General features: G+C 75.9%; 23 protein-coding genes and 1 riboswitch. Of the genes, 15 read left to right on the forward strand and 8 right to left on the reverse strand.

Annotated elements, in window-relative coordinates:
• Nucleotides 1–3: 3 nt before the first annotated feature.
• Nucleotides 4–1,506 carry an MFS transporter gene (locus tag ACZ5OX_RS03950; protein WP_465628602.1) on the reverse strand — a complete coding sequence of 501 codons (1,503 nt, stop codon included), beginning with the start codon at nucleotides 1,504–1,506 and terminating at the stop codon, nucleotides 4–6.
• A gap of 224 nt (nucleotides 1,507–1,730) precedes the next feature.
• On the opposite strand from ACZ5OX_RS03950, the gene ACZ5OX_RS03955 reads away from it, so the two are divergent.
• Both ACZ5OX_RS03955 and yaaA read left to right on the forward strand, forming a co-directional pair.
• On the forward strand, nucleotides 1,731–2,183 hold the full coding sequence (locus ACZ5OX_RS03955) for a DUF3995 domain-containing protein (protein WP_465628603.1): 453 nt from the start codon (nucleotides 1,731–1,733) through the stop codon (nucleotides 2,181–2,183).
• A 42-nt stretch (nucleotides 2,184–2,225) separates the two neighbouring features.
• Entirely contained in the window at nucleotides 2,226–3,011 is a 786-nt protein-coding gene (gene yaaA, locus ACZ5OX_RS03960) for a peroxide stress protein YaaA (protein WP_465628604.1), read from the forward strand.
• Nucleotides 3,012–3,031: 20 nt separating this feature from the next.
• On the opposite strand, the gene ACZ5OX_RS03965 is transcribed toward yaaA, so the two are convergent.
• The 3 genes from ACZ5OX_RS03965 to ACZ5OX_RS03975 are packed head-to-tail and all read right to left on the reverse strand — an operon-like array spanning nucleotide 3,032 to nucleotide 5,776.
• A complete protein-coding gene (locus ACZ5OX_RS03965) occupies nucleotides 3,032–4,168 on the reverse strand; it encodes a bifunctional RNase H/acid phosphatase (RefSeq protein ID WP_392916573.1) in 1,137 nt (378 codons plus the stop codon).
• A 4-nt stretch (nucleotides 4,169–4,172) separates the two neighbouring features.
• The gene (locus ACZ5OX_RS03970; RefSeq protein WP_449789230.1) at nucleotides 4,173–4,916 is read right to left on the reverse strand and encodes a zinc ribbon domain-containing protein; all 744 of its coding nucleotides are present in this window, start codon (nucleotides 4,914–4,916) and stop codon (nucleotides 4,173–4,175) included.
• A gap of 23 nt (nucleotides 4,917–4,939) precedes the next feature.
• Nucleotides 4,940–5,776, reverse strand: coding sequence for a Nif3-like dinuclear metal center hexameric protein (locus ACZ5OX_RS03975; RefSeq protein ID WP_465628605.1), 837 nt, complete (start codon nucleotides 5,774–5,776; stop codon nucleotides 4,940–4,942).
• 546 nt (nucleotides 5,777–6,322) lie between these two features.
• On the opposite strand from ACZ5OX_RS03975, the gene ACZ5OX_RS03980 reads away from it, so the two are divergent.
• The 3 genes from ACZ5OX_RS03980 to ACZ5OX_RS03990 all read left to right on the forward strand — a co-directional run bounded on the left by ACZ5OX_RS03980 (nucleotide 6,323) and on the right by ACZ5OX_RS03990 (nucleotide 9,226).
• Nucleotides 6,323–6,664 carry a hypothetical protein gene (locus ACZ5OX_RS03980; RefSeq protein ID WP_465628606.1) on the forward strand — a complete coding sequence of 114 codons (342 nt, stop codon included), beginning with the start codon at nucleotides 6,323–6,325 and terminating at the stop codon, nucleotides 6,662–6,664.
• Nucleotides 6,661–8,652 carry an alpha/beta fold hydrolase gene (locus ACZ5OX_RS03985; protein WP_465628607.1) on the forward strand — a complete coding sequence of 664 codons (1,992 nt, stop codon included), beginning with the start codon at nucleotides 6,661–6,663 and terminating at the stop codon, nucleotides 8,650–8,652. The genes ACZ5OX_RS03980 and ACZ5OX_RS03985 overlap by 4 nt, the downstream gene beginning before the upstream one ends.
• 400 nt (nucleotides 8,653–9,052) lie before the next feature.
• Nucleotides 9,053–9,226, forward strand: coding sequence for a hypothetical protein (locus ACZ5OX_RS03990; RefSeq protein ID WP_392869578.1), 174 nt, complete (start codon nucleotides 9,053–9,055; stop codon nucleotides 9,224–9,226).
• Between the two features lie 87 nt (nucleotides 9,227–9,313).
• On the opposite strand, the gene ACZ5OX_RS03995 is transcribed toward ACZ5OX_RS03990, so the two are convergent.
• Nucleotides 9,314–10,396: an alcohol dehydrogenase catalytic domain-containing protein gene (locus ACZ5OX_RS03995; RefSeq protein ID WP_465628608.1), complete on the reverse strand. Its 1,083-nt coding sequence runs from the start codon at nucleotides 10,394–10,396 to the stop codon at nucleotides 9,314–9,316.
• 206 nt (nucleotides 10,397–10,602) lie between these two features.
• Between ACZ5OX_RS03995 and ACZ5OX_RS04000 the strand changes: the two genes are divergently transcribed.
• From ACZ5OX_RS04000 to ACZ5OX_RS04015, 4 genes are all read left to right on the forward strand, one after another.
• On the forward strand, nucleotides 10,603–11,256 hold the full coding sequence (locus ACZ5OX_RS04000; protein ID WP_449789225.1) for a class I SAM-dependent methyltransferase: 654 nt from the start codon (nucleotides 10,603–10,605) through the stop codon (nucleotides 11,254–11,256).
• A 245-nt stretch (nucleotides 11,257–11,501) separates the two neighbouring features.
• Complete coding sequence (locus tag ACZ5OX_RS04005; protein ID WP_465628609.1) at nucleotides 11,502–12,692, forward strand: hypothetical protein; 1,191 nt, start codon at nucleotides 11,502–11,504, stop codon at nucleotides 12,690–12,692.
• Nucleotides 12,693–12,699: 7 nt separating this feature from the next.
• On the forward strand, nucleotides 12,700–13,722 hold the full coding sequence (locus ACZ5OX_RS04010) for an N-acetylmuramoyl-L-alanine amidase (RefSeq protein ID WP_465628610.1): 1,023 nt from the start codon (nucleotides 12,700–12,702) through the stop codon (nucleotides 13,720–13,722).
• A gap of 187 nt (nucleotides 13,723–13,909) precedes the next feature.
• Nucleotides 13,910–14,815 (forward strand): hypothetical protein, encoded by a 906-nt coding sequence (locus ACZ5OX_RS04015; RefSeq protein ID WP_465628611.1) that lies wholly within the window; start codon nucleotides 13,910–13,912, stop codon nucleotides 14,813–14,815.
• A gap of 147 nt (nucleotides 14,816–14,962) precedes the next feature.
• Here the strand turns inward: ACZ5OX_RS04015 and ACZ5OX_RS04020 are convergent, their stop codons facing one another.
• From ACZ5OX_RS04020 to ACZ5OX_RS04030, 3 genes are all read right to left on the reverse strand, one after another.
• Nucleotides 14,963–16,024: a prenyltransferase/squalene oxidase repeat-containing protein gene (locus ACZ5OX_RS04020; protein ID WP_465628612.1), complete on the reverse strand. Its 1,062-nt coding sequence runs from the start codon at nucleotides 16,022–16,024 to the stop codon at nucleotides 14,963–14,965.
• Entirely contained in the window at nucleotides 16,021–16,854 is an 834-nt protein-coding gene (locus ACZ5OX_RS04025; RefSeq protein WP_465628613.1) for a class I SAM-dependent methyltransferase, read from the reverse strand. Before ACZ5OX_RS04025 ends, ACZ5OX_RS04020 begins: the two co-directional genes overlap by 4 nt.
• An 86-nt stretch (nucleotides 16,855–16,940) precedes the next feature.
• Complete coding sequence (locus ACZ5OX_RS04030) at nucleotides 16,941–18,251, reverse strand: glycosyltransferase family 4 protein (RefSeq protein ID WP_465628614.1); 1,311 nt, start codon at nucleotides 18,249–18,251, stop codon at nucleotides 16,941–16,943.
• A gap of 231 nt (nucleotides 18,252–18,482) precedes the next feature.
• On the opposite strand from ACZ5OX_RS04030, the gene ACZ5OX_RS04035 reads away from it, so the two are divergent.
• The 6 genes from ACZ5OX_RS04035 to ACZ5OX_RS04060 all read left to right on the forward strand — a co-directional run bounded on the left by ACZ5OX_RS04035 (nucleotide 18,483) and on the right by ACZ5OX_RS04060 (nucleotide 25,013).
• Nucleotides 18,483–19,115 carry a TetR family transcriptional regulator gene (locus tag ACZ5OX_RS04035; protein WP_392869594.1) on the forward strand — a complete coding sequence of 211 codons (633 nt, stop codon included), beginning with the start codon at nucleotides 18,483–18,485 and terminating at the stop codon, nucleotides 19,113–19,115.
• 138 nt (nucleotides 19,116–19,253) lie between these two features.
• A riboswitch (cobalamin riboswitch) is annotated at nucleotides 19,254–19,335 on the forward strand.
• Nucleotides 19,336–19,442: 107 nt separating this feature from the next.
• Nucleotides 19,443–20,708, forward strand: coding sequence for a prenyltransferase/squalene oxidase repeat-containing protein (locus tag ACZ5OX_RS04040; RefSeq protein WP_465628615.1), 1,266 nt, complete (start codon nucleotides 19,443–19,445; stop codon nucleotides 20,706–20,708).
• Nucleotides 20,708–21,451: an SCO2322 family protein gene (locus ACZ5OX_RS04045; protein ID WP_465628616.1), complete on the forward strand. Its 744-nt coding sequence runs from the start codon at nucleotides 20,708–20,710 to the stop codon at nucleotides 21,449–21,451. The genes ACZ5OX_RS04040 and ACZ5OX_RS04045 overlap by 1 nt, the downstream gene beginning before the upstream one ends.
• A gap of 21 nt (nucleotides 21,452–21,472) precedes the next feature.
• Entirely contained in the window at nucleotides 21,473–22,582 is a 1,110-nt protein-coding gene (locus tag ACZ5OX_RS04050; RefSeq protein ID WP_465628617.1) for a CbiQ family ECF transporter T component, read from the forward strand.
• The gene (locus tag ACZ5OX_RS04055) at nucleotides 22,579–24,180 is read left to right on the forward strand and encodes an ABC transporter ATP-binding protein (RefSeq protein WP_465628618.1); all 1,602 of its coding nucleotides are present in this window, start codon (nucleotides 22,579–22,581) and stop codon (nucleotides 24,178–24,180) included. The genes ACZ5OX_RS04050 and ACZ5OX_RS04055 overlap by 4 nt, the downstream gene beginning before the upstream one ends.
• A complete protein-coding gene (locus ACZ5OX_RS04060; protein WP_465628619.1) occupies nucleotides 24,177–25,013 on the forward strand; it encodes an ECF transporter S component in 837 nt (278 codons plus the stop codon). Before ACZ5OX_RS04055 ends, ACZ5OX_RS04060 begins: the two co-directional genes overlap by 4 nt.
• Nucleotides 25,014–25,081: the final 68 nt, after the last annotated feature.

Genomic DNA, 25,081 nt, shown 5'->3' on the forward strand with positions numbered 1-25,081 from the left:
TGGTCATCGTAGCCGCTCGGGCGGTGCCTCCCGTACACCGGACCGGACGGGCGGTGCCTCGGAGCCGAGACGGGCCGCCACCCGGGCGGCCGTCGCGCTCGCCCAGGCGGTGGTGGTGGCCAGTCCGAGGGCGAGGACCGCGCCGCCGAGGCCGACCAGGATCCACCAGCCGGCGTGGCTGGCCGGGGCGAAGCCGGTCGCGACCGGCCCGACCACGGCCGAGGTGACGACCGTGCCGATCACCGCCACGCCCAGCGACTGGCCGACCTGACGGCTGGTCGAGGCGACCGCGGCCGCCACCCCCGCCTGGGCGCGCGGCATGCCGGCGACGGCGGAGTTGGTGATCGGCGCGTTCACCATGCCGAAGCCGAAGCCGAACAGCCCGTACGCGACCAGCAGCAGGGCCGGCGGGGAGTCGGCGGCGAGCCGGGTGAGCAGCAGCCCGCTCGCGGCGATGCCGAGGCCGGCCGCGACCAGCGGCAGGCGCGGGCCCCGGGCCGCGACGATCCGTCCGGAGAGCGGCGCGCAGACCAGCATCATCCCGGCCATCGGCAGGGTCCACAGGCCGGCCTCGACCGGGCTGTAGTGGCGGACGTCCTGGAGGTAGAGGGTGTTGAGGAAGAGGAAGCCGCCGAGCGCGGCGAAGGCGCAGACCGCGGTGACGGTGGCGCCGGTGAACGGCGCACTGGCGAAGAACCGCGGGTCCACCAGCGGCTGGGCCACCCTCCGTTCCCAGAGCGGGAAGGCGATCAGCGCGGCCCCGGCGGTCGCGGCCAGGGCGAGGATCAGCGGGGAGGTCCAGCCGTGGGCCGGACCCTCGATGATCGCGGCGGTGCCGCAGCCGAGCAGCACGATCATCAGCAGCTGGCCCACCGGGTCCAGCCGGCGCGGCCGGGGCGCGCGGGACTCGGGGACGAAGCGGGCGGTCAGCGCGATGGCGGCGAGCGCCACCGGGACGTTGATCAGGAAGATCGACGGCCAGCCCGCGCCGCCCACCAGGAAGCCGCCGAGCAGCGGTCCGAGCGCCATCGAGATGCCGACCACGCCGCCCCAGACGCCGATCGCCCTGGCCCGTTCCTTCGGGTCGGTGAAGGTGTTGGTGATGATCGACATCGCCACCGGGTTGAGCATCGAGCCGCCCACCGCCTGCAGCGCGCGGAACGCCACCAGCCAGCCCAGGCTCGGTGCCAGGCTGCACAGCAGCGAGCCGAGCGCGAAGCAGACCAGGCCGGTCTGGAACACCCGGCGGCGGCCGAAGCGGTCGGCCACCGAGCCGAACAGCATCAGCAGCGAGGCCAGCACCAGGGTGTAGGCGTCGATGATCCACTGCAGCCCGGACGCCGGGGCGCCCAGGTCCCGCTGGATCACCGGCAGGGCGATGTTCACCACGGTGTTGTCGAGGCCGACGATGAACAGGCTCAGGCAGCAGATCGCCAGGACGAGCAGACGGCGGCGGGGCCCGAGGGCGGGCGCGGGCGCGGCGGTGCGGGGCTGGGGGGCGGGCACGGACCGATCCTCCCACCGCGGGACGTGCCCGGGCGGGTGGGCGGCGCGTCCGGGTGGCGGCGCCGGAGCGGCGGCGGGCGTGTCGCAGGCGGCGGGCGCGGGAGCGGCAGTCGGCGCGTCGCGGGCGGGCGCGGCCTTCCCCGGCTCCGGCGGGCGGGGGCCCGGGGCGGCGTAAGCGCTCGTACGGTGGGGGCAGCCGACGGTGGACGAAGGGGGTTCGGGCGATGAGTGGTGCGGTGCGGGCGGCCGGGGGCGCGGTGGCCGCGGTGCTGGGGGCGACCGGGGTGCTGCACGCGGTGTGGACGGTGACGCCATGGCCGCTGGGGTCCGCGGAGGAGTTCGCGGACGCCGTGGTGGGCCGGGGCGACGGGGTGCCGCCGGTGTCCGCGTGCCTGGTGGTGGCGGGGGCGCTCGGGGCCGGGGCGTACCTGGTGGGGGCGGAGGCCGGGGTGCTGCCGGCGGTGGGGCCGCGACGGCTGCGGCGCGCCGGGGTGCGGACGGTGGCGGGGGTGCTGCTGGCGCGCGGGCTGGCCGGTCCGGTGGTGTTCGGGCGGGTCGGTGAGCGCTCGGAGCGGTTCCGCCGGCTGAACGCGCGGTACTACTCGCCGCTCTGTGCCGCACTGGGGGCCGGGGCCGCCGTGGTCGCGGGGGCGGGGTCGGGGCGGCGGCCGCAGTAGGGTTGCGGGGTTCGTCTGCAACAGATTGTCGAGGTGTCCGCTGTGCTGGTGCTTTTGCCGCCCTCGGAGGGCAAGTCCGGGTCCGGGGACGGCGCGCCGGTGGAGCTGGAGCGGCTGTCGCTGCCCGGGCTGACGGCGGCGCGCGGCGCGGTGCTGGACGCGCTGGTGGGCCTGTGCCGGGGCGACGAGGACACCGCCGCCGGGGTGCTCGGCCTCTCCCCCGGCCTGCGCGGCGAGATCGCCAGGAACGCCGCGCTGCCGACGGCCGGCGCCCGCCCGGCGGGCGAGGTGTACACCGGGGTGCTGTTCGACAACCTCGGCCTGGCCACCCTGGACGAGGCCGCGTACGACCGGGCCGAGCGTTCGCTGCTGGTCTTCTCCGGCCTCTGGGGCGCCGTGCGGATCTCCGACCGGATCCCGTCCTACCGCTGCTCGATGGGCGTGAAACTCCCCGAGCTGGGGGCGCTCGGCGCGTACTGGCGGAGCGCGACGGCCTCCGTGCTTCCGGACGTCGCGGACGGCCTGGTGCTGGACCTGCGCAGTTCCGCGTACGCGGCGGCCTGGAAGCCGGCCGGTGAGGTGGCCTCCCGCACGGCGACCGTCCGGGTGCTCCAGGAGCGCGACGGCAAGCGCACCGTGGTCAGCCACTTCAACAAGGCGACGAAGGGCCGGATCGTCCGGGACCTGCTGCTCGCCGGCGCCGAGCCGAAGACCCCCGACGCGCTGATGGAGGCGCTGCTGGACCTGGGCCACCACGTGGAGCTGGCGGCCCAGGGCACGGCGCGCAAGCCGTGGCAGCTGGACGTGGTGGTCACCGAGGTGCACTGACCCTCCCCCCGAGGGGCGGGTCAGCGCAGGTGCGAGGTGTCGTTGAGCAGCCGCAGCGAGGCGTTGCCGTCCGCGTAGTACTGGACGGCGCAGATCGAGGCGGCGGACAGCTCCATCCGGTACATCGAGTCCGGCGGGGCGCCGAGCGCCAGCCGGACCAGGGTCTTGATCGGGCTGACGTGCGAGACCACCAGCACGGTCTTCCCCGCGTACCGGGCGAGGATCTTGTCCCGGGCGACGCCGGCCCGGTGGGTGAGCGTGGTGAAGCTCTCGCCGCTGCCGGTCGGCTTGGCCTTGGCGGAGCCGAGCCAGGCGGTCAGGTCGTCCGGGTACCGCTCCCGCACCTCGGCGAAGGTCAGGCCCTCCCAGTCGCCGAAGTCGACCTCGCGCAGCCCGTCCTCGTACCGGACCTCCAGGCCGAGCCGGGCGGCGACGGTCTCGGCGGTCTGCCGGGTGCGGCGCATCGGGGAGGCGACGACCGCCTGGACGCTGCCGCGCGCGGCCAGCGCCTCGGCGGCCCGCTCGGCCTGCCAGCGGCCCTTGTCGGAGAGCTCCGGGTCGCTGCCGCCGCTGCCGGAGAAGCGCTTCTCCGGGGTGAGCGGGGTCTCGCCGTGGCGCAGCAGGACGAAGGTGGTGGGGGTGCCGAGGTCGGCGGGGGCGGCCCAGCCGGCCTTGGCGGCGGGGGGCTCGGGCAGGGGCTCCTCGACGGCGGCGGCCGCCGGCTTGCGGGGCTCCCACTGGCGCCCGGCCTTGCCCGCGTCCATCGCCTCGTTGGCCAGCCGGTCGGCGTCCTTGTTCCGCTCGCGCGGGATCCAGGTGTACGTGACCCTGGCGCGCGGGAAGACGGTGCGCGCCTCGGCGGCGAGCGGCTGCATGTCGGGGTGCTTGATCTTCCAGCGCCCGGACATCTGCTCGACGACCAGCTTGGAGTCCATCCGGACGTCCACCGAGGCGTCCGGGTCCAGCTCCCGGGCCGCCTTGAGCCCGGCGATCAGGCCCTTGTACTCGGCCACGTTGTTGGTGGCGTGGCCGATGAACTCGGCGGCCTCGGCGATGATCTGCCCGGTGTCCCCGTCGCGGACCACCGCGCCGTAGCCGGCCGGCCCCGGGTTGCCCCGGGACCCGCCGTCGGCTTCGACGATGAAGCGCGCCGTCACCGGCTCAGACGCCCGAGTCGGAGGTGCGGACCAGGATCCGCGAGCAGTTCTCGCAACGGACGACCTTGTCGGCCGGCTCGGCCTTGATGGCGTTCAGCTCGGTGATCGAGAACTCGGTGCGGCAGCCCTCGCAGCGGCGCTGGTAGAGGCGGGCCGCGCCGACGCCGCCCTGGGTCTCGCGCAGCTTGGTGTAGACCTTCAGCAGGTCGGCCGGGATGACGGCGGCGATGGTCTCGCGGTCGCGCTTGACCTTGTCGGCCTCCGCGTCGATCTCGGCGAAGGCGGCGTCGCGGCGGCCCTCGGCCTCCTTGAGCACGACGGTGGAGTGCTCCAGGCGGGCGGTCAGCTCCTCGACCCGGCTGGTGGCGCTCTCCTGGCGCTCCATGATCCCCAGCACGACGTCCTCCAGGTCGCCCTGGCGCTTGGCGAGCGAGCCGATCTCGTGCTGGAGGTTCTCCAGGTCCTTCGGCGAGGTGATCGCGCCGGAGTCCAGGCGCTGCTGGTTGCGGGCGGCACGGGAGCGGACCTGCTCGACGTCCTGCTCGGCCTTGGCCAGCTCGCGGGCGGTGTCGCCCTTCTGGGCCTCGGCGGCGACGACGAGGTCCTTGAGGGCGGTGTGGTCGGCGGTGGCCTTCTCGATCTCGGCGTGCTCGGGCAGGCTCCGGCGCCGGTGGGCCAGCTGGTCGAGCTTCGAGTCGATGGCCTGGAGGTCGAGCAGGCGGATCTGGTCGGCGGGCGCGGCGTTCAAGCGGAGTGCTCCTGTGAATCGGGTCAGGCGGTGAAGGACATGGGGGCGTGCGCGGTCCACGGGTCGGTGACCCGGTGGGAGACCTTGGTCTCCACGGCCCAGCCGCGCTTGTCGGCGGCGGCCAGCAGGGCCCGCTCGGCCAGGGTGAGCCAGGGCCACTCGGTGGCCCAGTGGGCGGCGTCGAGCAGCGCGACGGGCGCCGCCTCGGCGGCCTCGGAGGCCGGGTGGTGACGCAGGTCGGCGGTCAGGTAGGCGTCCACGCCGGCCGACCGGACGTCGGCGAAGAGGCTGTCGCCGGAGCCGCCGCACACCGCGACCCGGCCGATCAGCCGGTCGGGGTCGCCGGAGACGCGGACGCCCGCGGCGGTGGCGGGCAGGCCCCTCGCCACCTGCGCGGCGAAGGCGGCGAGGGTCAGCGGGGGCTCCAGCAGGCCGATCCGGCCGGTGCCGCGGCGGCCCAGCGGGTCGGTCGGGTCCGGCACCAGCGGGCCGGTCACCCGCAGGCCCACCGCCTCGGCGAGGGCGTCCGAGACGCCGGGGTCGGCGTGGTCGGCGTTGGTGTGGGCGACGTGCAGGGCGATGCCGTTGGTGATCAGCGTGTGCACCACCCGGCCCTTGAAGGTGGTGGCGGCGACGCTGGTGGTGCCGCGCAGGTAGAGGGGGTGGTGGGTCACCACGAGGTCGGCGCCCCACTCCACGGCCTCGTCGACGACCGCCTGGACGGGGTCGACGGCGAACAGCACGCGGTTGACCTCGGCCTGAGGGTCTCCGCAGACCAGGCCGACGGCGTCCCAGGACTCCGCCCACTGCGGGGGGTAGACCTCTTCGAGCGCGGTGATGACGTCGGACAGTTTCGGCACCTGTCGAGACTACCGTGCGCGCGGGGGCGGTCGGGCCTCGGCCGTTCGGCGGGCTGCCGGGGGAACCGTCGCCGCCGTTCGGACGCGGGAGCTGTGGGCGTACGGGTGCGCGTCAATCCGCGACGGGAGGCGCCCGGCGGTCTCCACGCGCTCCGTACGCGGCCGCGCGCCGGGCGCCCGTTACTCACAGCAGTGTTCTCGTACGAATTCGAAACCGCGCCCTGATCACCCTTACGAGTGAAGTGACCGGATCTGCGTTGAGGCTTCGGTTGGCTCGAAAGTAACTTCACTCATGCGAACGGGAGTTGCCCCGGCGGCAGCCACGGCCAGGGGTCGGGCGGATGCCACACCGGGCCGGACGGGATCCGGGTGGGCGCTCCCGCCCGGGGCGGCACCGCCGCTCCTTCCGAGGGAACCGATCAGGCCGGGCCGCGCGCCCGGGTGCCGAGCGAGCAGTGGGCACCCGGGGACGGCGGCCGCGACGAAGGGATGTGGTGGCGGATGGGGGCGGGCACATCGCTGCGTACGGCCGGGGAGCGGGGATCGGTGGACCGCGGACCGGGAGCGGCGGGTTCGCGGCCGGAGACGACGCGGGCGGCACTGGCCGGTGCCGACGCCCGCGAGGCGCGGCGGGACGAGGCCGCGCTGCTCGACCGGCCGGCGGGGCGGGAGCCGGCGCCGCGCCCCCTCGAACCGATCGAAGAGGAGGACTCCCTCTTCCTGGTGCAGGAACGAATCACCGGGCAGCCCCTGGGCAGCTGGGTGGCCGCCCGGCTGCGGCGCCACGGCGGGCCCCGGCTCCGGCCGGCCACGGCACCACCGGCCGTACGCCGGCAGCCGTCCGACCGAACGGACCCGTCCGGCACCACCGGGGTGAGCGGAGCATGAACGTGGCCACCCGGACCGCGACCCAGGCCCTGCGCCGGCTGAGCTTCGCCTTCGCCGCCGACGGCAGCCACGCCGCCTGCCTCGCCTCCGCCGCCGACAGCGGCTGGTACGTGGAGAGTTGGCGACTGCCGCCGGACGGCGAGCCGGCCGCGCCGACCCCGCTGCTGCTGCCCGGCAACCGCTCGGAGAGCCCGCGCTCGCAGCTGGTCGCCCTGTCGGACGGCTCGGTGCTGACCTGCCGGCACGACGGCGACCGGCACGACCTGGTCCGCCTCTCGCCCGGCGAAACCGGCGCCCTGGAGCAGCAGTCGGGCTCACTGCGGATGGCCGGACTGCGCCTGCTGCCGCTCCCGGCGCGGGACGGCGCAGGCCCGCGGACGCCGGTGGCGGTCGCGCTCGGCAGCGACACCCGCCCGGCGACCACCGCCTGGCTGGTGCGCACGGACGGCAGCGAGCCCGAACAGGTCGCCGAGATCCCCGGGTTGCACGGCGGCGGCACCTGGCTGGACCGTACGGGCGCACTGCTCGCGCTGGACCGGGTGAACGCCGGCCTGGTCCGCAGCGTGGTGCTCGACCTGCGCACCGGCCGCACCAGCCCGCTGCTGGAGATCGGCCCGCAGAGCAACGACCGCCTGGTGCTGTTCGACCCGGACAGCCGGTTCGCGATGGTGCGCAGCGACGCGCCCGGCACCGACCGGCTCGGCTGGGGCGTCCTCGGCGCCGGGCAGCCGCTGCGGTTCCCGGAGTGCCTGCACGTCGCGGGCATGGTCCTGCGGCCGGTGGCGCTGCGGGTGGCGGCGGACGGCCCGCGGGTCGCGGTGCAGATCGACCACGGCGCGGGGTCGGCGCTCGCGCTGTGGCGGCCCTCGACCGGGCGGCTGGACCCGCTGCCGGTGCCGCCCGGGCGGCTCGGCGCGGTCGGCCACTGGGGTGCGGCGGGGCTGCGGCTGCCGTACTCATCGCCCGACCACCCGGCCGCGCTGGCCACCCTCGACGTGGACGCGCTGCTGGCGCACGGCCCGCTCCCGGCCGTCTCCGGACCGACGCCGCTGCCGCTGCGACTCGCGCCGCTGGCCTCGGGGCTGCCCGGCCCGTGGCGGGACACCGTCCTGCCCTGGCAGCCCGGCGGGGTGCGCCCGGTGCGGACCGAACCGCCGGGCTGGCGGCTCGACGGCAGCACCCCGCCCGGCGACGGCGGCCGCTGGCACCCCGCGCAGAGCCTCGAACTGGCGGGCCCGGCAGGCCCGTTGGAGGCCGTGGTGTACGGCGGGGACGCCTGGCTGAGCAGCCCGCACCTGGTGCTGGCGCTGCACGGCGGCCCGGCGGACGCCTGGCGGCTGGAGTTCGAGCCGGCGCTGCAGCGGATGGCCGCCGAGGGCCTGGCGGTCGTCGCCCCCAACCAGCGCGGCTCCACCGGTTACGGCGTGGCGCACGCGCTGGCCATCCGGGGTGCCTGGGGCGGCCCGGACCTGGACGACGTCCTCCACCTGCTGGACGGCATCGCGGGCCAGCGCGCCGCTCTCGGCCTGGAGCCGCCGGCCCTCTTCGGGGTCAGCTACGGCGCCTTCCTGGCGCTGCTGGCGGCGGCGCACGCGCCGGCCGAGCAGGTCGCCCGCTGCGCGGTGGTCGCGCCGTTCCTGTCCGGTGCCCGGCTGCTGGCCGAATCGGCGCCCCCCGTACGGGCGTTGACCACCCGGCTGGGCGGCGGCGAGCCGATCGCGGACCCCCGCGGACCGCGCGACGTGCTGCAGCTGGCGCACCGGCTGAGCGCGCCACTGCTGGTGGTGCACGGCAACCGGGACGAGGTCGTGCCGGTGAGCCAGTCCCGCTCGCTGCGGCACGAACTGCTGCGGATCGGCCGGGTCGAGGGCGAGGACTTCCGGTACGTCGAGGCGGCCGGATCCGGGCACGAGGTGCTCGCCGACGAGGGCGCCGCCGTCCTGCACGAGCTGCTGGCCACGTTCCTGCGGACCGGCCGTCCGGGCTGACCGGGCTGACCGGGCTGACCGGGCTGACCGGGCTGACCGGGTCGTCCGGGCTGACCGGGCGGTAGCCCTCCGGGCCCGGAGGCGCCGCGCTAGGCGATCCGAGTGAACCCGCCGCAGGTGGGAGCCGGTTGTCGGCCCGGCCCGTCCCCCGCCGCGGCGTCCCCGACCCACCCCGGACCGGGCGGCCGTCGGCTCGCTTCCGGGCCTCCGACCAGCCCGGGACTCGCGTCACGATCTCGATAGGATCTCGTCCGCCGCGGCCGTTATGGTGGCCGGGGCACGGGCCGCGATCACTGGCTGCGGGCGCGTACCGAGCGCCCGATCGGGGACCCGACCGTGCGCCACCGGCGCCGGCCGGGCGCCGATGACCTGCACCCTCCGCACGGAAAAGACGATTCTCATGTCCGACACCCTCACCGACACCACCGGACCCGCGGTTACCGGGACCGACGCCGACGAGAAGACGGCCAAGGACACCGCGTCGCACGGCCGCCACCGCGGTGGCTCCGCCGCCGACGACAGCCCGGAGACCGACCCGCACGGCCGCCACCGCGCGGCCGGGGCGCGGGGCTGACCGAACCGGCAGCGGGCCCGCCGGGAGTGCCCCCACTCCCCCGGCGGGCCCGACCCGTTTCCGGAGCCCGCCGGGGGAACGGCGCCCTCAGTCCATCGTCACGACCGTCCGCAGCGCCTCGCCGCTGCGCATCTGCGCGATCGCCTCGTTGACGTCCGCGAGCCCCACACGGTGGGTGACCATGCCGTCGAGGTCGATCCGCCCGGCGCGCCAGAGGTCCACGACGAGGCCGATGGTGCGCGACACCGTCGCCCCGCCGTAGAGCGAGGGCAGCAGGCGCTTCTCGTTGAAGAACAGCTCGCCCATCGTGAACTGCGCGAGGTCGTCCTGCGCGCCCGCGCCGATGACGATCACCGCGCCGCCGCGCCGGGCGGCGTCGTAGCCGGCCCGGACGGTGGCCGCGCGGCCGACCGCCTCGAAGACGTGGTCGAAGCCGCCGCCGGGCAGTTTCCTGGCCACCGCCTTCAGCTCCTCGGGCGCGATCGCCTCGGTGGCGCCGAACGCCAGGGCGCGCTCGCGGCGCGAGGCCACCGGGTCGACGACGGTGATCCGGCCGGCGCCGCAGACCCGGGCGCCCTGCACGGTGGCCACGCCGACGCCGCCCGCCCCGATCACCGCGACGGAGGCCCCGGGCTGGACCCCGGCGGTGTTCACCGCGGCGCCGATGCCCGTGGTCACGCCGCAGCCGATCAGCGCGGCGGCCTCGTACGGGAGGTCGGCGGGCACCTTGATGACGGCGTTCGCCGCGACCACGACCTCCTCGGCGAAGGCGCCGGTGCCGTAGAAGCCGGAGGCGCTCAGCTCCCCCTCGGCGATCCGGAAGCCGGGGGCGCCGAGGCCGCGCAGGCTGGCGACGCACAGGTGACCGCGGTCCTGGCGGCAGTGGTCGCAGTGGCCGCACGGGGCCATCCAGCAGAGCACCACGCGGTCGCCGACGGCGAGACCGGTGACGCCCTCGCCGACCTCCACCACGTCCCCGGCGCCCTCGTGCCCGGGGACGAACGGCGCGGGCTGCGGCAGCACGCCGCTCATCGCGGAGAGGTCCGAGTGGCAGAGGCTGGCGGCGCGCATCCGGACCCGTACGGTGCCCGGCCCGAAGCCCACGGCCGTCACGTCCTCGCGCACGTCGAGGGTCTCCTGGCCGGTCTCGTGCAGGACGGCTGCGCGCATGGTGCTGCTCCCGGGGTGCCGGTGTTCCTCTGATCGACGGTCGCGCCGATTCTGGCACGGTCGGCGAAGCGCGACTAGAACGCGTTCCATGCCCCGACCGGCCCGGACGCCCCGGCCGGCACCGGACGCCCCGGGCGCCACCGCTCCCGCTACCGTCGAGTAGGGTCCGTGCACGTCCGCCCGCGTCCCGACCCCGAGGAGCACCCATGTCCGACCTGCTGCTGAGCGCCGAACCGGCGCCCGAGGTGCTGGCGGCGTTCGAGGGGGCCACCGGGTTCATGCCGGTGGACGAGGGGCTCGCGCTGTACGCGGCGGCGGTGGCGGCGGCGCGCGGCACCGGGCTGCCGGTGCTGGAGATCGGCACCTACTGCGGCCGCTCGGCGATCCTGCTGGCGGCGGCGGCCCGGGAGGCCGGGACGGTCGCGCTGACCGTCGACCACCACCGCGGCTCGGAGGAGCAGCAGCCCGGCTGGGAGTACCACGACCCGACGCTGGTCGACCCCGAGGTCGGGCTGATGGACACCCTGCCGCGGTTCCGCCGCACCCTGCACGCGGCCGGGCTGGAGGAGCACGTGGTGGCCCTGGTCGGCCGCTCGCCGCGGATCGCCGCGCTGTGGGGGCGCCCGCTGGGCCTGGTGTTCATCGACGGCGGGCACACCGACGAGCACGCGACCGGCGACTACGAGGGCTGGGTCCCGCATCTGGCGCCGGAGGGCCTGCTGGTGGTGCACGACGTCTTCCCGGACCCGGCGGACGGCGGCCAGGCCCCGTACCGGGTGTACCTGCGGGCGCTGGCCGAGGGCTTCGAGGAGGTCTCGGTGACCGGCTCCCTGCGCGTCCTGCGCCGCGCCGCCCGCTGAGCCCACTGAGCCCGCCGAACCCGCTGAGCCCGTTCAGCTCGTTCGGCCCGTTCGGCCGGCTGAGCCCGGCCGGGCGGCGGCCTGTGCGGCCCGTGCGTTCCCGCCGCCCGGTCACCCGTTCGTTCCCGCCTCCCCGAGCCGATGCTCTAACGTCGTGCCAGGGCTGTCGGGCGGGGGTTCCACCGGTACGGTGGCCGCGCAGCACCAGGCAGAGCATCGGCGGACGGTTGGGGGCCAGCAGCGACATGACGGACCAGCAGAACAGCGCTCCGGCGGTCTGGGACCCCACCGCGCGCGGTGGCGCCGGCGGCTGGGTGCGCGGCCCGCAGCGCCCGGCCGACGCCCGGTCCGCGTCCGAGGCCTCCGCCGCCCCGGCACCCGCCGCGCCCACCGCACCCCTGCCGCCCGTGCCCGGCGCCGTCGGCGACCAGGGCTCGCCGCCGGGCGCCCGCCCGCACCCGGCCACCCCGCCCGGCTACGACCCGCCGACCGCCCGGCTGTTCCCCGCCGCCGCCCCGCCGCCCCCGGCCACCCCGCCCGCGGCCTCGCCGTTCCCCTCCCACGCCGGCCCGCAGTCCCACGTGCCGCAGCAGGACCCCGGCCACGACTACTTCCTGCAGCCGCCCGCCGCCGCGCCGCCGCCCCCGCCCGCCGCCGCCCCGCCGCCCCCGTACGCCTTCCAGCCCGACTACCCGACCGGCCCCGTCGGCGAGGAGGAGCGGCCGGCCAACCGCAGGGCCCCGCTGCTGATCGGCTTCGCGCTGCTCCTGGTGCTGGCGGTCGGCGGCGGTCTGCTGTTCGCCGTCCGCGGCGGCGGCGACAAGGACGGCCAGGCCGCGCCCGCCCCGACCTCCGCCCCGGCAACCGGCGCGGACAGCCTGCCGCCCGCACCCGCGCCCACGGGTACGGACGGCGCGCCGAGCGCCGCCGCGAGCGCGTCCGGCGCGCCGTCCCCGACCTCGACCGCCCCCGGCCCTGGCGCCCAGGCCCAGGCCCAGGCGCTGGACGCCCTGCTCAGCGAGGGCGAGAGCGCCAAGGCCCCGATCGGCAGCGCCGTCGCCAAGGTGACCAGCTGCCCGCCGAAGGCCGACATCGAGAGCGCCGCGCAGACCTTCGACAACGGCGCGACCCAGCGGACCGCCCTGCTGGCCAAGCTCTCCCAGCTGAGCGTCACGGACGTGCCGGGCGGCGCGGACGCGGTGAACTCGCTGAAGTCCGCCTGGCAGCTGTCCGCCGACATCGACAAGGCGTACGCGAGCTGGGCGCGCTCCGTCGCCGCCCAGGGGTGCACCGGCAGGGCCCCGGCCACCCAGGACAAGAAGCACGCCGACGAGCTCAACCCGCAGGCCACCCAGGCGAAGAAGGACTTCATGAACAAGTGGAACGCGATCGCGAAGAGCTACGGCCTGACTCCGCGCACCCAGGACAGGATCTGACCGACCAGTGACCGGCTCCGCCCCCCGACCGCCCCGTCGCTCCGCCCTGCTGCGCGCCACCACGGCCGCCGCGGTGGCCGTTCCGCTCTGCACGGCGGGCTGGTTCGGCTGGCGGGCACTCGACCGCTCCGACCCGGCGGGCGCCACCGCGGCCCCGGCCACCCAGGCCGCGGCGCCCGCGACTCCGGCAGCGCCCGCGACTCCTGCGACCGGACAGCCGAGCACCGCCGACGGCGCGGCCGCGACGCCCCTCACCCCACCCGTGGCCCCGGCGCCCACCGACAGCGCACCCGCCGGGACCCCACCCCCGCCCGCCGGCGGCGAGGGCGCCGCCCTGGCCGGCCGCACCGTCCTGCTCGACCCCGGCCACAACCCCGGCAACTCCGCCCACACCGCCGAGATCAACCGCCAGGTGGACATCGGCAACGCCCGCAAGGAGTGCGACACCACCGGGACCGAGACCAACGCCGGCTACACCGAGGCCGAGTACACCCTGGACGTCTCCCGCCGGGCCCGCGCCATCCTGGCCGCCCGGGGCGCCAAGGTGGTGCTGGTGCAGGACGGCGACCGCCCGTGGGGCCCGTGCATCGACGAACGCGCCCGTGCGGGCGCCGACGCGCACGCCGACGTCGCGCTCTCGGTGCACGGGGACGGCGGCCCGGCGGGCGGCAGCGGGTTCCACGTGATCATGCCCGCCAGGGTGGTGGCCGGGAAGGCGGACAACGCGGCGATCGTCGATCCCTCGCACCGGCTCGGGCTGCTGCTGCGCGACCGGTTCCACGCCGCGACCGGTGAGCCGTACGCGGACTACATCGCCAAGGACGGCCTGGACACCCGCTCCGACCTGGGCGGCCTCAACCTCTCCACTGTCCCCAAGGTGTTCATCGAGTGCGGTAACATGCGCAACTCGACGGACGCGAAGCGGATGACGGACCCTCAGTGGCGCCAGCAAGCGGCCCAGGGGATCGCCGACGCGCTGACCGCGTTCCTGACGACCCAGGAGAAGGCCGAAGAGCGACGCGGGAGTTGAGCCGCAGCCCCCCGGAGGACGACGCTTCGGCCGGACCGCACGGTTTGCAACGACTTCGCCCCATTCCCGGTCCCGCCGTGCACCGGCAGGACGGTTGGGCCTAGGCTTCTGGTCCGTTCGGGAGTTTCGGCCGGTCAGCCCGACCGTACGAACCACCGTCCACGACACGTCAACGAGGGGAACGTTAGTGAATCTGCGCGCTCTCACGAGGGGAGACGCCGCCGTCGCGGGCGCGGCCGTCCTGCTCTTCATCGCCTCCTTCCTGCCCTACTGGACCGTGGACTGCAGCGGCCGGTACTGCGGCGACACGACGCAGAACGCGTGGAGCACCGAACTGTTCCCCGTCCTGCCCTCGATCTACCTGCTGGGCATCGCCGCCGCCCTGCTGATCCTGGTGCAGCGCTTCCAGGGCCCGGCCGCGGCCACCCGCCAGGTGCTCGGCCTGCGGCTGGACCAGTGGGGCATCGCGTTCTCCGTGGCGGCGCTGTGGGCCTCGCTCTGGTCGCTGGGCGGTGGCCCGAAGGCCCCCAGCTTCAGCCACGGCTTCGGCGCCTGGCTCGGCGTCATCGCCCTGGTCGTGCTGGCCGGCGCCGCCGCCGCGAGCGCCCTGGTGCCCGCGCTGAAGGCCCCGCTCGTCGCCGACCGCCCGGCGGCCGTCCCCGGCCAGTACGGCTACCCCGGCCAGCCCGGCCACCCGGGTGCCGCCCAGCCCGGCCAGTACGGCTACCCGGCCCAGGGCCAGGACCCGGCGTTCGGCGGCCAGGGCGGCTACGGCTACCCGGGTGCCGGCCAGCCGCAGCCCGGCCAGCCGGTCCAGGCCGCCCAGCCGCACGACGCCGCCGCCCAGGCCCCGCAGCCGACCCCGGCCGCGCAGCAGGCGCCCGCCCCGGCGGACTTCCAGCCCTTCTGGTTCGCCGTCCCGGCCCCGCGCCAGCTGGCCCCGAAGGACAACCCGGCCGGCGCCCCGGTCGGCGAGGTCGTGCCGGGCACCTGGTACCTGGCCGTCGAGCAGCGCGGCGCCGCGCTGGTGGCGCAGCTGCCGGACGGCAGCCAGGGCGTGCTGGCCGACACCACGGGCATCCAGCGCGGCTGACGGCCCGGTCGGCGCACGGCCGACCGCGGGCCGACGCGCTCGGACGCACACGCGAAGGGGCGGGACCGGAGAACCGGTCCCGCCCCTTCGCCGTTCGCGCGTTCGCTGTTCACGCGTTCGGCGTTCGCGCGTTCGGCGTCCGCCGGCTCAGCAGCAGTCCTCGACCACCAGCCCGACGGGCAGCTGCTCCCCGCCGAAGACCGCGACCGTCGCCGGGTCCCCGCCGAGCGCGGCCACCGCGAGCAGCAGCGCCCCGGCCGTCCAGGTGGTGCGCTCCTCCGGCCAGACGGCGTCGTCCTCGAAGACGTACCCGGTCCAGTACGAGCCGTCCTCGTGCCGCAGGTGCTTCTGGATCCAGCGCAGGATGTCCACCGCGCGGTCGGACTGGCCGATCGCCCAGAGCGCGAGCGCCAACTCGGCGCTCTCCCCGCCGGTCACCCACGGGCGGTCGCTGACGCAGCGCACGCCGAGGCCGGGGACGACGAAGCGCTCCCAGTCCCGCTCGATCCTGGCCAGCGCCGCGTCGCCGCGCAGGCCGGTGCCGAGCACCGGGTAGTACCAGTCCATCGAGTAGCGGTCCTTGTCCAGGAACCGCTCGGGGTGGTGGGAGACGGCGTGCCCCAGCCGCCCGGCCGCGAGCTCCCAGTCGGGCTGCGGCTCCTCCAGGTACTCGGCGATGGCCAGGCCGCAGCGCAGGGCGTGCAGGATGCTGGACGAGCCGGTGAGCAGTGCCTCGTCGGTGGCGGCGCCGTCCTCGTCGACCCGCCAGGCGATCGGGCCGCCGGGCAGCCGCATTCCGACGATGAAGTCCAGGGCGCGCCGGACGACCGGCCAGATCCACTCCAGGAAGGCGTCGTCACCGGTGCTGAGGTGGTGGTGCCAGACCCCGACCGCGATGTACGCGCAGAAGTTGCTCTCCTTGGCCCGGTCGGTGACCGCGCCGTCGGTGTACGCCGCGTACCAGGAGCCATCCGGGTTCTGGGCGGCCGCGAGCCACCGGTAGGCGGACTCGGCGGCGGCGTGCTCGCCGGCCGTGTCGAGGGCCATCGCGGCCTCGGTGTGGTCCCAGGGGTCGAGGTGGTGGCCGGCGAACCAGGGTATGGCGCCGTCGGGGCGCTGCTCGGCCAGGATGCTGCGCACGGTGTCGGCGGCCTGCTCGGCGTCGAGCACCCCGTCGAGCAGCAGCACCTCGGGGACGGCGGCGGTCATGCCGACCCGCCCGGCGCGTGGTCGGCCTCGGCGTGGTCGGCCTCGGCGTGGTCTGGCTCGGCGTGGTCTGGCTCGATGCGGTCGGGCTCGATGCGGTTGGGCTCGATGCGGTTGGGCTTGGAGGCGTACGCGACGAAGCTCTTGCCGATCACCGGGTTGAGCGCCCGCTCGGCTGCCTTGGTGAGGGTGCTGATCACCGGGGTGCCGACGATGTCCCAGACCAGCAGCTGGTGGTAGGCCTTGACCGGCAGCGCCTTGTCGTTGTCGACGCCGACCGCGCACTTGATCCACCAGTACGGCGAGTGCAGCGCGTGCGCGTGGTGGGTGCCGTACGGCTCCAGGCCGGCGTCCTTGAGCTTGCCGAGCAGTTCGTCGCCCCGGTAGATCCGGATGTGGCCGCCCTCGTTCGCGTGGTACTCGTCGGACAGCGCCCAGCAGATCTTCTCCGGCAGCCAGCGCGGCACGGTGACGGCGAGCAGGCCGCCCGGCTTGAGGACCCGGAACATCTCGTTGAGCACGCCCTTGTCGTCCGGGATGTGCTCCATCACCTCGGAGATGATGATCTTGTCGAAGTACTCGTCCTCGAACGGCAGCGCCAGCGCGTTGCCCTCCATCGCGACCGCCGACGCGCCCTCGGGGGCCTCACCGGCCTGCTCCATCGCCGCGAACCACTTCCTGACCTCGGCGATCTCCTCGGCGTTCTGGTCGAGGGCGATCACGTTGGCGCCGCGGCGGTAGCACTCGAACGCGTGCCGGCCCCCGCCGCAGCCCAGGTCGAGCACCCGGTCGCCGGGGGCGAGCGGAAAGCGCGAGAAATCGACGGTCAGCACTTCAGGACTCCCATTCCTTTTGCTACCAAGCGTTCTTGACGCTCCGTCGGACAAGCCCCGCCTGCCCGACAACGGCGGGGCCGTGGCTAGGCCACGTACCGCCAGCCCGGCCCCGAGCGGGCACGGGCGCCGACGCCGGTGGCGATCGCCGCGCGGTAGGCCTCGGCGGTCAGCTCGGCCGCCCGCTCCCAGGTGAACCGGGCGAGCACCCGCTCCCGTCCGGCCGCACCGAGCGCGGCCCGCAGCCTCGGGTCGTCCAGCAGCCGGCCGAGCGCCGCGGCCAGCGCGTCCGCCTCCCCCGGCGGGACGGCCAGGCAGGTCTCCCCGTCCGGTCCTGCCACCTCGGGGATCGCCCCGCCGGTGGTGGCGACCAGCGGGGTGCCGGTGGCCATCGCCTCGGCGGCGGGCAGCGAGAAGCCCTCGTACAGCGAGGGGACGCAGGCCACTTCGGCCGAGCGGTAGAGGTCGACCAGTTCCCGGTCGGTCAGCCCGCTGCGGAACTCGATGTGCTCTGCCAGTCCGAAGCGGCGCACCGCCTCGGCCACCGGCCCGTCCTCCTTCTGCGGCTTGCCGACCACCACCAGGTGGGCGTCCCGCTCGGTGCGGACCTTGGCGAGCGCCTCGACCAGGAAGACCAGGCCCTTCAGCGGGACGTCCGCGCTGGAGGTGGTGACGATCCGGCCGGGGACGCGCTCGACCGCGTCCGACGGCGACCAGAGCCGGGTGTCGGCGCCGATCGGCACCACCGAGATCGCGCCCGGCGCGGCGCCCAGGTGCTCGGCGATCTCGCGCTGCGAGGTGCCGGAGACGGTGATCACGTGGTCCAGCCGGGCGGCCACCCTGCGCTGCATCCGGGTGAAGGCGTACCAGCGGCGCAGCGAGAGCCGCTTGCCCCGGGTGGTGGCGGCGTCCAGCTCCAGCTGCCGGTCCACGGTGATCGGGTGGTGGATCGTGGTGACCAGCGGGAAGCCGTGCCGGGCCAGGCCGAGCAGGCCGTAGCCGAGGGTCTGGTTGTCGTGCACCACGTCGTAGCGGCCCTTGTGGGCGGCCAGGTACCGGCGGGCGCGCAGCGAGAAGGTGAGCGGCTCGGGGAAGCCGCCGGTGCGCATGGTGGCGTACTCCAGCACGTCCACCGGGCCGCGGAACTCGTCGCGGGCCGGGGTGCGGAACGGGTCGTCGGCGCGGTAGAGGTCCAGGCTGGGCAGCTCGACCAGGCGCACCGAGCCGGGGCCCTCGACCTCGTCCAGCACCGGGAAGGGCTGGGCGCCGATCACGTCCACGTGGTGGCCGAGCCTGGCCAGCTCCCGGGAGAGGTGTCGTACGTACACGCCCTGACCGCCGCAGAAGGGGTCACCGCGGTACGACAACAGGGCAATCCGCAGCGGCTGCGCGATCATCCTGGGCCCTCTTCTCTAGCTGCTGACGGTGCTGCCGGTCGTGCTTCCGGTCGCTAAAGTAGATCAGGTTTCAGTGGCCGGGGAACTCGCCGTCGACCACGTGAACAATGAGAGACCTCGAAGATACCGGCCCGTAGCTTTTCCTCAGGAGCCAGGGCTGGTGATTCCCACCACGCGAATCCTGCCGACCATGTGGAGCACGCCGCCACTCTCGCCCGCCCGGGAGCACCCTTGCCGCCACCCCCTCCTTCGACGCTGCCGCCGGTCCCGCCGACCGTACCGCCGCCCGGCGAGCCGCCGCTGACCGCGAGCCAGGCCGAACGGCGCCGGCGCATCCTGCGGGCCGCCACCGCGCTGGCGGTGCGGGGCGGGTACGAGGCGGTGCAGATGCGGGAGGTCGCGGAGGGCGCGCACGTCGCCCTCGGCACGCTCTACCGCTACTTCCCGTCCAAGGTGCACCTGCTGGTCGCGGTGATGCTGGAGCAGCTCCAGGGCCTGCGCGAGCACATCCGGCGGCACCCGCCGACCGACCTCGAACCGGCGCCGAGGGTCGCCGACACCCTCACCCGGGCCTTCCACGCGCTGCAGCGCGAACCGCTGCTGGCCGAGGCGATGGTCCGGGCGCTGTCCTTCGCGGACCGCTCGGTCGGGGCCGAGGTGGACCGGGTCAGCGTCGCCACCGGGCAGCTCATCCTGGACGCGATCGGCCAGTCCGAACCGCCCACCGAGAGCCAGCGCGCGGCGGTGCGGGTGATCGAGCACACCTGGCACTCGGCGCTGGTCGCCTGGCTCTCCGGCCGCGCCTCGATCGCCGAGGTGCGGGCCGACCTGCACACCGCGGCCCGGCTGCTCACCCTGCCGTGAACCGGCCGACCACCGCGCCCCGGAACAGCCCCTGCGCACCCTCCGACTGGAACCTGTTCCTGCCGGGCCCGGGCCGCTGCGCGCGCTCCGGCGGCTAGAGTCGACAGCCAGCAGAACTCCATCCCGCTCCTCCCCCGGGGAAAGCCGGTGCGAATCCGGCGCTGACCCCGCAGCCGTGAGTCCGGCGCCGCACGCGGCCGCCCGGGCGAGTCGGAACACCCGGGGAGGGGCGAGCGGCCAGTCCGGACGCACGCGCCCGGCACCGTCGAGGACTACGGAACGGCCCCGCCCCGGGCCACCACCGCTCACCGAAAGGCACACCGCACCATGCTGACCGCCGCCCGCCTGGGCGCCGCCGCCCTGTCCGCCGCGCTGCTCACCGGCCTCGCCGCCGGCCCGGCCCTCGCCGACAGCCCCGCGCCGACCCCGCCCACCGCCGACGGGCTGTACGGCAAGAGCGACCCGACGTACGACGGCGTCTGGCGGCAGTCACTGGCGCTCACCGCGCTCACGGCGGCCAAGGTCACCCCGGCCGACTCCGCGGTCGGCTGGCTCACCGGACAGCAGTGCGAGGACGGCGGCTGGCCCTCGTACCGGGCCGCCGGCGCGGCCTGCGACCCCAAGACCGAGGACAGCAACGCCACCGCCGTCGCCGTCCAGGCCCTGGTCGCCCTCGGCGGGCACCGGGACGCCGTCGACAAGGGCGTCGCCTGGCTCAAGGCCAACCAGAACGCCGACGGCAGCTGGGCCTACAACCCGGGCAGCCCGGGCGACGCCAACTCCACCGGGCTCGCCGTCAACGCGCTGTTCGCCGCCAGGACCGACCCGGCGGGCGTCGCCAAGGCCGGCAAGTCCGCCTTCGACGGGCTCGCCCTCTTCCAACTCGGCTGCGCCGCCCCCGCCGACCAGCGCGGCGCCTTCGCGTACCAGCCCGACCCGGCCTCCGGCGCCCTCACCCCGAACGCCCTGGCCAGCGCCCAGGCCGCGCTCGCCGCCGGCGGCGGCCACCTGCCGGTCGCCACCTCGGTGCGCGCCGACGCCGCCCCCAAGGCCCTCGCCTGCGCCTCCGACGCCGCGGCGGCCTCCCCGGCCCCGGTCGCCCACGCGGACTCCGGCGAGGCCGTCGGCGCCTACCTGACCGCCCAGCTCGCGGCCGGCGGCAACCACCTCAGCCTCACCACCCCGGGCGCCGCCCCCACCCCCGACTACACCGCCACCGCCTGGGCCGCCCTCGCCCTCATCCAGAGCGGCCACCCCCAGCAGGCCGCCGGCGCCGTCGGCTGGCTCGACCAGGAGGGCGCCACTTGGACGAAGGGCGGCACCGACGCCGGCGCCACCGCCACCCTCCTGCTGGTCGACCAGGCCGCCCAGCGCGACACCGCCGCCCTGACCGGCCGGCTCACCGCCCTCGGCCCGGCGCCCAAGGCCACCGCGGCCACTGCGGCCGCCTCGGCCTCCTCGGCGACGCAGGCCCCGAAGGAGAAGAAGGACGGCGGCATCGGCCAGTACTGGCTCATCGGCGTCGGCCTCCTCATCGGCGTCGGCGGCGGCCTCCTGCTCAGCCTCCAGCGCAAGCGCAACCAGCACCTCTGATGCGCGCCGCTCCCCTCCCCGCCCCGGGCCGGCGGTCCTCCACCGGCCTTGCCGCACTGCTCCTGCCCCTCCTCGGGGTGGTGCTGCTGCTCGCCTTCGCCGCGCCCGCGCAGGCCGCCGGGTACCGGTACTGGTCGTTCTGGCGCGGCGGCGAGGGCGGCAGCTGGACGTACCAGCAGCAGGGGCCCGCCGTCGCGGTGCCGCCGGACGGGGCGGTGGACGGGTGGCGGTTCGCGCTGAGCCCGGACGGCGGGCAGGACGCCGCGAAGCCGCGGGCCGCCGGGAGCTTCGCCGGGATCTGCGCGAACACCCCCGCGCAGGAGGGGCGCAAGCGGGTGGCCGTCGTGCTGGACTTCGGGACCGCCGAGGACACCGGCGCGTCCGGCGCCGGCTCTTCGGCCACCGGCTCTTCGGCCACCGGCTCTTCGGCCACCGCGCCCGAGCAGCGCACGGCCTGCGCGAGCGTCGCGCCCCGCGCCACCTCGGCCGAGGTGCTGGCCGCGGTCGCCCCGCCGCTGCGCTACGACACCAACGGGCTGCTGTGCGCCATCGCCGGGTACCCGAAGGCGGGCTGCGGCGACCAGGTCGGCGCGGCGGGCGCCGCCCAGCCGGACGCCGGCGCCGCGTCGGCCGACCAGGGCAGCGGCAGCGGCCCCGACGTCGGCCTGCTCGCCGGCGGCGCGCTGGTCGCCGTCCTCGCCGGCGGAGCCGTCTGGCAGGCCCGCCGCCGCCGTCACTCCTAGTCCCCCACTCAGGAAACCTCCGTGAGCAGCACCGCCGCCCGTAGCACCCGGCCGCCCACCGGCCCCCGTCAACTGCACCCCGGGGCCTGGTGGTTGTGGGCACTCGGGCTGGGCGCGGCGGCGACCCGCACCACCAATCCGGCGATCCTGCTGCTGCTCGCCGCCGTCGCCGGGTACGTGGTCGCGGCCCGGCGCGGCGATGCGCCGTGGTCGCGCTCGTACGGGGCTTTCCTGCGCCTGGGCCTGCTGGTGCTGGGCATCCGGCTAGTGTTCGCGGTCTTCCTCGGCTCGCCGATCCCCGGCACCCACGTGCTGTTCACACTGCCCGAACTCCCGCTGCCCGCCTGGGCGCAGGGCGTGCGGATCGGCGGGCGGGTCACCGTCGAGGGGCTGCTCGCGGCGCTGTACGACGGGCTGCGGCTGGCGACCCTGCTGATCTGCGTCGGCGCCGCCAACTCCCTGGCCAGCCCGGCCCGCCTGCTGCGCACCCTGCCCGGCGCGCTCTACGAGGCGGGCGTCGCCGTCGTGGTGGCGATGACCTTCGCGCCGAACCTGATCGCGGACGTCCGCCGACTGCGCGCCGCCCGCCGGCTGCGCGGCCGCACCGACAAGGGCATCGCGGCCGTGCTGAGCGTCGGACTCCCGGTACTGGAGGGCGCGTTGGAGCGGTCCATCGCGCTGGCCGCCGCGATGGACACCCGAGGCTTCGGCCGCACCGCCGACGTCCCGCGCCGGCTCGCCCGGGCGACGGCCGCGCTCACCCTGGCCGGGCTGCTCGGGATCTGCCTGGCCGCGTACGGGCTGCTGACCGCCGACGGCGCGGGCTGGGCGCTGCCCGTCCTGGCGCTCGGCCTGGCCGCCGCCTTCGCCGGACTGCTGCTCGGCAGCCGACGGTCCATCAGGAGCCGCTACCGACCCGACCCCTGGGCCCTTCCCGAGTGGCTGACCGCCGGCTCCGGAGTGGCCGTGGCGGCCCTCACCACCTACCTGGCCGCGCAGGACCCGGCCGCGTTCGCCCCCACCGTCGTCCCGCCGACCGTCCCCGCGCTGCCCCTGGCCGCCGTGCTGACCGTCCTGCTCGGCCTGGTACCGGCGTTCGCCGCCCCGACCCCGCCCCGGAGGGCATCGTGATCACCTTCGAGCAGGTCTCCGTCCGGTATGCGGACTCCGCCGCGCCCGTGCTGAACGGCGTCGACCTCACCGTCCCCGAGGGCGAACTCTGCCTGCTGGTGGGCCCGTCCGGCTCCGGCAAGTCCACCCTGCTGGGGACGGTCAGCGGCCTGGTGCCGCACTTCACCGGCGGGGTGCTGCACGGCCGGGTCACCGTGGACGGCCGGGACACCCGCGAGCACCGGCCGCGCGAACTCGCGGACCTGGTCGGCACGGTGGGGCAGGAACCGCTGGCGCACTTCGTCACCGACACGGTGGAGGACGAACTCGCCTACGGCATGGAGTCGCTGGGCCTGCCGGGCGACGTGATGCGCCGCCGGGTCGAGGAGACCCTCGACCTGCTCGGCCTCGCCGACCTGCGCGACCGCTCCCTCAACTCCCTGTCCGGCGGCCAGCAGCAGCGTGTCGCGATCGGCTCGGTGCTCACGGTGCACCCGCGCGTGCTGGTGCTGGACGAACCCACCTCGGCGCTCGACCCGGGCGCGGCCGAGGAGGTGCTGTCCGTCCTCCAGCGGCTGGTGCACGACCTCGGCACCACCGTGCTGATGGCCGAGCACCGGCTGGAGCGGGTCGTCCAGTACGCCGACCAGGTGCTGCTGCTCACCCCCGACGCCCCGCCCGTCCTCGGCGAACCCGCCGAGGTGATGGCCCACTCCCCGGTGCACCCGCCGGTGGTCGGCCTCGGCCGGCTCGCGGGCTGGCGGCCGCTGCCGCTGTCCGTCCGCGACGCCCGCCGCAAGGCCGCCCCGCTGCGCGCCGAACTGGACGGCCGCGGCCCGGCCCCCGCCTCCGCCCCGACCGCGTCCCCGCTGGCCGTGACCGACCGCCTCGCCGTCCGGCGCGGCCCCGTCCCGGCGCTGCGCGGCGTGGACCTCGCCCTCCACCCCGGCGAGATCACCGCCCTGATGGGCCGCAACGGCGCCGGCAAGTCCACCCTGCTGGGCAGCCTGGTCGGCCTGCACGCCCCCACCTCCGGCAGCGTCAGGGTCGGCGGCCGCACCCCGCACCGCACCAGGCCCGCCGAGCTGATCCGCGAGGTCGGCCTCGTCCCGCAGGACCCGCGCGACCTGCTGTACGGCGAGTCCGTCGCCGCCGAGTGCGCCGCCGCCGACACCGACGCGGGCGCCGCCGCCGGCACCTGCCGCGCCCTGGTCGAGCGCCTGCTGCCCGGCATCGCCGACGATGCCCACCCGCGCGACCTCTCCGAGGGCCAGCGACTCACCCTCGCCCTCGCCGTCGTGCTCACCGCCCGGCCCCCGCTGCTGCTCCTGGACGAGCCGACCCGCGGCCTCGACTACGCCGCCAAGGCCCGGCTGGTGGAGATCCTGCGCTCGCTGGCGGTCGAGGGCCACGCCGTGCTGCTCGCCACCCACGACGTCGAACTGGCCGCCGATCTCGCCCACCGCACGGTGATCCTGGCCGAGGGCGAGATCGTCGCGGACGGCCCGACGGCGGAGGTGGTGGTCTCCTCCCCGGCCTTCGCCCCGCAGGTCGCCAAGGTGCTGGCACCCGGGCCGTGGCTCACCGTGCGGCAGGTCGCGGAGGCACTGGGCGCATGAGCACTCGTCCCGTCCCGCTGGGCCGCCGGTCGATAGCGGCGCTGCTGTCCGTCTCCTTCGTCGGCGTCGCCGCCTTCGGCTGGCCGCTGCTCGCCTCCACCAAGTCGGCGCTGGTCGGACACTCGGCGGACGCGCCGTGGCTGTTCGCGCTGCTGCTGCCGCTGCTCCTCGCCGTCGTCGTCGCCCAGATCTCCGAGGGCCGCACGGCGGGCGGCGGGGCGCCCGGGCTGGACGCCAAGTCCGTGGCCCTGCTGGGAGTGTTGGCGGCGGCGGGCGCGGCGCTGCGGCCGCTCGGCGCGGGCACGGCCGGACTGGAGCCGATGTTCTTCCTGATGGTGCTGTCCGGGCGGGTGCTCGGGCCGGGCTTCGGCTTCGTTCTCGGCTCGCTGTCGATGTTCGCCTCCGCGCTGCTCACGGGCGGGGTCGGGCCGTGGCTGCCGTTCCAGATGCTCGCCATAGGCTGGGTGTGCCTGGGCGCGGGCCTGCTGCCGGGGGCCTCCTCCCTGCGTGGCCGCCGTGAACTCCTGCTGCTCGCCGGGTACGGGGCCGTCGCGTCGCTGCTGTACGGCACGATCATGAACCTCCAGGGCTGGCCGTACATCGGCGGCCTGGCCGGCTCCATCTCCTTCGTGCCGGGCGACGCGCTGCCCGCCAACCTGGTCCGCTTCGCGGCGTACTGCCTGACCACGTCCCTGGGTTGGGACCTGCCCCGGGCCGCCCTGACCGTCGTCCTGTGCCTCACCCTCGGCACCCCCGTCCTGCGCGCCCTGCGCCGCACGACCCGCCGCGCCGCCTTCGACGCCCCGGTCGCCTTCCGCCCGCCGGAGTCGTGAGCCGCCGGGAGCGGCGGAAGTAGGCGTTGGCCGCCAGGAGTCAGGTTTCTCGACAGGCCCGATCCTTC

It is taken from the genome of Kitasatospora sp. NPDC032121, assembly GCF_055580145.1.

Bases quoted from the DNA above. Each gene is read 5' to 3' on its own strand.
- ACZ5OX_RS03955 (WP_465628603.1), top strand. From the start codon at position 1,731: ATGAGTGGTGCGGTGCGGGCGGCCGGGGGCGCGGTGGCCGCGGTGCTG.
- ACZ5OX_RS03985 (WP_465628607.1), top strand. From the start codon at position 6,661: ATGAACGTGGCCACCCGGACCGCGACCCAGGCCCTGCGCCGGCTGAGC.
- ACZ5OX_RS03990 (WP_392869578.1), top strand. From the start codon at position 9,053: ATGTCCGACACCCTCACCGACACCACCGGACCCGCGGTTACCGGGACC.
- ACZ5OX_RS03995 (WP_465628608.1), bottom strand. From the start codon at position 10,396: ATGCGCGCAGCCGTCCTGCACGAGACCGGCCAGGAGACCCTCGACGTG.
- ACZ5OX_RS04000 (WP_449789225.1), top strand. From the start codon at position 10,603: ATGTCCGACCTGCTGCTGAGCGCCGAACCGGCGCCCGAGGTGCTGGCG.
- ACZ5OX_RS04005 (WP_465628609.1), top strand. From the start codon at position 11,502: ATGACGGACCAGCAGAACAGCGCTCCGGCGGTCTGGGACCCCACCGCG.
- ACZ5OX_RS04020 (WP_465628612.1), bottom strand. From the start codon at position 16,024: ATGACCGCCGCCGTCCCCGAGGTGCTGCTGCTCGACGGGGTGCTCGAC.
- ACZ5OX_RS04030 (WP_465628614.1), bottom strand. From the start codon at position 18,251: ATGATCGCGCAGCCGCTGCGGATTGCCCTGTTGTCGTACCGCGGTGAC.
- ACZ5OX_RS04040 (WP_465628615.1), top strand. From the start codon at position 19,443: ATGCTGACCGCCGCCCGCCTGGGCGCCGCCGCCCTGTCCGCCGCGCTG.
- ACZ5OX_RS04045 (WP_465628616.1), top strand. From the start codon at position 20,708: ATGCGCGCCGCTCCCCTCCCCGCCCCGGGCCGGCGGTCCTCCACCGGC.
- ACZ5OX_RS04060 (WP_465628619.1), top strand. From the start codon at position 24,177: ATGAGCACTCGTCCCGTCCCGCTGGGCCGCCGGTCGATAGCGGCGCTG.